Here is a 5044-nt window from a genome sequence, read left to right on the forward strand (position 1 = left end):
GGCCGGGCCGGTGTGCCGGTCCGGAGATACGCGAACATGTGCGGCACGTAGTCGGCCTTGCCGATCGCGACGCCCTTACTCCGCAGGATCGCGTAGGCACTGACGACGTGGAAGTAGAACTGGGGCAGGGCCCAGTCCCGCGCATACTGCTCCCCCGTCAGGTCGAAGGCGAGGCCGTCCGGGAGATCGAGGGCGATGGTCAGCCCCGCTCCTGCATCGAGGGCATCGGGGGCCAAGCCGTCGAGACAGGCGAGGGCCTCATCCAGCCGTCCCCGGACCTCCGCGAGCGTGCCGGGATTCTCACCCGCGTCACGGCCCTCGGCGGCGACCCGGTGCAGGCTGTCCGGCCAGGGTGCGTCCTTCAGCCGGTACACCGCCTCCTGAGCCTGAAACGCCGCGAAGCGGAGCTGGGACGCGAGCGGATACATGTCCGGCGCCAGCCGGGCGGCGAGCAGGTCCTCCGCCGGACCGGCCGGCCGCTGCGCCTCGGCCTTGTCCAGCAGGCCTGCAAGGGTTCGCAACATCTGCTTGTAGGTCGGAACCAACAGAGACGTCAGCGACATCTTGATTTCCGCAGTCTTGGACAGCGCCTGACGGGATCTCGGTGCGACGCGGCCTCCCGGGGCCGGTCAGCGGCGCTTGCGCGTCATGACGTAGACGAGGAGATTCGCCACCGCCCGATAGAATTCTGCCGGGATGGTCTGGTTGATCTCCACGTGGTCGTACATCGCCCGCGTCAGGGCCTTGTCGATCACGACCTCGATCCGGTTCTTCTCGGCGATCTCCCGGATGCGCAGGGCGATCAGGTCCGTACCCTTGGCCAGCACCATCGGCGCGTCGTTCTCGTCCTGATCGTAGCGCAACGCGATGGCGTAGTGCGTCGGGTTGGCCAGAACCATGGTGGCGCGGGGCACCGCGGCCATCATCTGCTTGCGCAGGCGGTCCTTGGCCAGAGAGCGCATCTTCGCCTTGATCAGCGGATCGCCCTCCAGCTGCTTGAACTCGTCCTTGAGTTCCTGCTTCGACATCCGCAGGTCGCGCTGCCAGCGCACCCGGGTCCAGACAAGGTCGCCCGCCACCAGGGCGATCGTCGCCACGCTTACCGCCGAGACGAGACGGACCGACAGGGTCAGCAGGAACTCGGGCAGCCCGACCGGATCCATAAACATGACATTCACGATCTCGCGCCGGTCGGCGCTCAGCACCAAGAACGCCATGCTGCCGATTGCCAGGAACTTGAAGAGGCTTTTTCCGAACTCGACGGTGCCTTGCAGGCTGAACAGCCGCCCCCAACCGCTGAGAGGCGAGATTCGGGACCATTGCGGCTGGATGCGATCAAACACGATCTGAGGCACGTTCTGGAAGACCGAGGCCGCGATCCCGGCGACGAACAGCATCAGCAGGATCGGCAGCAGGAAGCGCCCCATCTCGAGGGACAGGGCGTAGACGAGGTGCATGGCGTCCCGGCTGGTCTCCACCCGGAAGTTGCCCGGCTGCTCGAGGATCAGGGCGAGCCGCTGCAGCAGCGGGACCCCCTGGTCCCGCGCCACGAACACCAGGAAGAGCAGCAGGCCCAGGATCGAGGCGAGGACCGGCGCCTCCCGGGAAAACGGGATGTTTCCCTGCGCGATCGCGTCGCTGATCTTCTTGCCGCTCGGGGCCTCGGTCTTGCTATCCTTGTCGTCGTCGGCCATCGCGGCAGCTCAGTCTCGGGCGCAGGCCGCCGTGAGGGTGGCTGGCCCGGTCGGGGAAGGGGTGGGCTGGCCAGGACGCGGAATCGTGCCTGTCGTCGAAGCGATCGCGCACGGCTCTCTATCGGATGTAGGTATCTTCCGCGTCGGCGGCGTTGAGTTCGATCTCGCCGCGGGCTGCCATTTCCAGGGCTTGGTCGGTGATCGCGCGCCGGGCTTCGAGCACGTCCCGCTGGGAAGCAGGCTCGCCACCGTCCAGTTCGTGCTCGACCAGGCGGCGGGCACGGGCGGTCAGACCGCTGAGCACCACGTTGCGGAGCTGTGGGTTCGTGCCCTTGAGCGCCAGAATGACCTTCTCGTTCGGGATCTGATCGAACAGGGCCGTGCGCGCCCGCGGGGTCATGTTGATGATGTCATCGAACGTGAAGAGCAGGCTCTTCAGAATCTCGGCCGATTTCGGCCGCGATTGCGAGAGGTTATCGAGAACCTCCTCCATGTTCTGGCGCTCCATCTTGTTGATGATGTCCGCCATCCGCGAGTGCGTGTCGGCCGCGGCGTTACGGGCCAGGTTGATCATGAAGTCCTCATGGATCGACTGCTCGATCATCCGCATCGTCGCATCGACGATCGGCTTGAACGTCAGCATCCGCCGCATGACGCCGTTGCGCAGCGTCGCCGGGAACTGGGCCATCACCTTGGCGGCGCAGGACGGCTTCACCTTGGACAGGATCAGCGCCACCGTTTGCGGGTGCTCCTTCCCAAGACAAGTAATTCCCGGGCATTCCCTGGCATCCCATAACATGATGTCCGGCAACGGATATTTAGATTGCAGTGTTTCCCGAAGTTCCCTAGCATTCCCCCCAAGCTCTGTTCGCGATGTGGGTAAGTGCGAGGGTACGGATAACATGCAAGGGAAGCTCACGGCGCTCGGCGTTGCACGGCTGAAGACGCCAGGCATGTACGGCGATGGCTATGGGCTGTGGCTGCAGGTAACCGGTAAAGGCGCGAAGAGCTGGATCTACCGGTACACCCTCGCCGGGCGATCTCGCGAGATGGGCTTGGGCTCAGCTCAGACTTTCAGCCTTGCCGAGGCGCGCGACCGTGCGCGTGAATGCCGGAAGCTCACGGCTGACGGAGTGGATCCCATCGAGATCCGCAAAGAGAAGCGCCAGCAAGCTGAACTGGAGGCCGCGCGGTCGGTGACCTTCATCCAGTGCGCCAAAGCCTATTTCGAGGCTCACAAGGCCGGGTGGCGGAATGAGACCCATCTGAAACAATGGCCAGCCTCCATGGAGGCCTACGTCTATCCGGTCTTTGGCGATCTACCGGTGGCGGCCATCGACACCGGCTTGGTGATGAAGGTTCTGGAGGGGATCTGGACCACGAAGGCGGAGACCGCGACCCGGGTGAGGGGGCGCATCGAAGTAGTATTGGATTGGGCCACCACCCGAGGCTACCGGCGTGGTGAGAACCCAGCGCGCTGGAAGGGACATCTCCAAAACCTGCTGCCGAAACGGTCTAAGGTGCAGAGGGTGAAGCATCACCCGGCACTGCCATTCGATCAGATGCCCGACTTCATGGCCGATCTCGCCAAGGAGACGCGGGTCAAGGCGCGGCTGCTAGAGTTCATCATCTTCACGGCAGCTCGGGCAGGCGAGGCAGCAGAAGCACGCTGGTCTGATATTGATTTGAATGCTGCGGTCTGGACCATACCGGCCGAGCGGATGAAGGCCGGGGTTGAACATCGCGTACCACTCTCCGAGCCAGTTCTAGCGATTCTGAAACGCATGGAGCGGTCGGACAGCCCGCTCGTCTTCTGTGGCCCCCAGACGAGGGACCGGATCGACAACAAGCTTGTACGAGATCTGCTTGCCAAGCTTAGAGGCCGGGGCCTGACCATTCATGGCTTCCGATCGACCTTCAGGGATTGGGTTGCTGAGCGAACATCTTTCCCTCGCGATCTCGCCGAGATGACATTGGCTCACACGGTCGGCGGCACGACCGAGCGGGCCTATTGGCGATCGGACCTATTCGAGAAGCGACGTGAGTTGATGGACGCTTGGGCAGTCTACATCGGAGCACAAGCATGAGAACCGAGGCGATAGCTGAGGAACAGCGCCGCAACCTGATTGAGCAGGCCTTCTTCACTGCATTAAAACTAGATGACAGTGATGAGACTCGACTTCGTGTCTCACTTGCAGCAGAGATGTTAGCTCGAATGGTGGATTCTGATCGCTTCTATCCAAACGCCTTCAAGAGCGCCGGAGCAGCCAAAGTCGAAAAAGAACTCCTACAGTTCGCCTCACACGTTCGCGCGCTCAGGACAACTCTCAATAAGTTTCATCAGACCACTATAGAAAGAATTGCTGACGCCCATATCACTATCAACGCTGTTGAGAGGCAAATCGAGCCCCTAGTATATTTAGCTGAAGTTTTTGAAGCCCTCGACACTTCCGACATCAAAAATCAAAATAGGGGAAGGAGCGCACATCGTGCGAGCGCAATAGCATCTCAGATTGCGTATCAATATAGAATTATTGTCGGTAAAGATCCTTCCATCACAAACAACGTTACTGATGGCTCACGGTCTGGCATGTTTGTAAATTTGGTCAGCGCTATATTCCCAATCTTATCAGTCGAAAACAGCGCAGTTCAGCAGGCCGAAGAAGCGGTGGGTCGCCTAAAAGAAGGGCGAAAAAGCCGTGCAGAAAAATTACCAAAGCCCCCCTTTGAATAGATCAAGTAGTCCATCCTAGTCTGCTGACGTTCCCCGGAATTTCGCCGGGTAAAGCTAAGGACGACCGCTATGAACGCAATGGTTCACGGTGCGGCAGCAGACCTGCGCGCGTCGACGGGTAAGCTTTTGCATCGCCGGAAGAAAGCTCAGGAGATGCTCGACACGAGCAACACCACTTTCCACCGACTGGTCAACGAAGGGAAGCTGAAGATCGTCCACCAGGGCCGGTCGAGCTACGTCACCGACGAGAGCCTGCGCGCCTACGTGGCGTCTCTGGTGCAGGAGGCCGCGTAGCACGATGCCCCTAAAAACTGTTGAGGGACGGAGCGCCGGCCAGCGCTCACGTCCCTCGGATAGTGTCGCTCGGCAGACCGACCCGTCCGATATAGCACCCTACCGGCACCCCGCCAACGGCAGGCCCTTTGTTTTCGATAGCCGCGGTTGTTTCCTCGGCTTCGTGACAGGCCGCGTTGAGGCCCGCGCTCTCATTCGGGAGGGCGTGTGATGTCGGTGCTCCCCACTCTCGCCCTCGATGAAGTGGCCGAGCGGGCCAGTCTTGCTGCCCGCTACGCCGAAGCTGCTGCAGCCCTCGCGGCGGCCGGGGATACACCCGGCA

5 protein-coding genes and 1 pseudogene are annotated in these 5044 nt (G+C 61.8%); 3 read left to right on the forward strand and 3 right to left on the reverse strand.

Annotation, left to right across the window (positions count from 1 at the left end; genetic code table 11):
- The 3 genes and pseudogenes from MKK75_RS03640 to MKK75_RS03650 all read right to left on the reverse strand — a co-directional run.
- The coding region (locus MKK75_RS03640) for a DUF1993 family protein (RefSeq protein WP_244041274.1) at positions 1-563 on the reverse strand (563 nt) is incomplete at its 3' end.
- A gap of 66 nt (positions 564-629) precedes the next feature.
- Positions 630-1694: a flagellar biosynthesis protein FlhB gene (flhB, locus tag MKK75_RS03645; RefSeq protein WP_244041275.1), complete on the reverse strand. Its 1065-nt coding sequence runs from the start codon at positions 1692-1694 to the stop codon at positions 630-632.
- 118 nt (positions 1695-1812) lie between these two features.
- Positions 1813-2448 (reverse strand): annotated as a pseudogene (locus tag MKK75_RS03650) (FliG C-terminal domain-containing protein); the annotation flags it as partial.
- 148 nt (positions 2449-2596) lie between these two features.
- On the opposite strand from MKK75_RS03650, the gene MKK75_RS03655 reads away from it, so the two are divergent.
- The 3 genes from MKK75_RS03655 (at position 2597) to MKK75_RS03665 (ending at position 4722) form a co-directional block, all read left to right on the forward strand.
- The gene (locus MKK75_RS03655; RefSeq protein ID WP_244041276.1) at positions 2597-3781 is read left to right on the forward strand and encodes a tyrosine-type recombinase/integrase; all 1185 of its coding nucleotides are present in this window, start codon (positions 2597-2599) and stop codon (positions 3779-3781) included.
- The gene (locus tag MKK75_RS03660) at positions 3778-4428 is read left to right on the forward strand and encodes a hypothetical protein (protein ID WP_244041277.1); all 651 of its coding nucleotides are present in this window, start codon (positions 3778-3780) and stop codon (positions 4426-4428) included. The genes MKK75_RS03655 and MKK75_RS03660 overlap by 4 nt, the downstream gene beginning before the upstream one ends.
- 153 nt (positions 4429-4581) lie before the next feature.
- A complete protein-coding gene (locus tag MKK75_RS03665; RefSeq protein WP_244041278.1) occupies positions 4582-4722 on the forward strand; it encodes a helix-turn-helix domain-containing protein in 141 nt (46 codons plus the stop codon).
- Positions 4723-5044 lie beyond the last annotated feature (322 nt).

Source organism: Methylobacterium sp. J-030 (genome assembly GCF_022829545.1).
Lineage (GTDB): Bacteria > Pseudomonadota > Alphaproteobacteria > Rhizobiales > Beijerinckiaceae > Methylobacterium.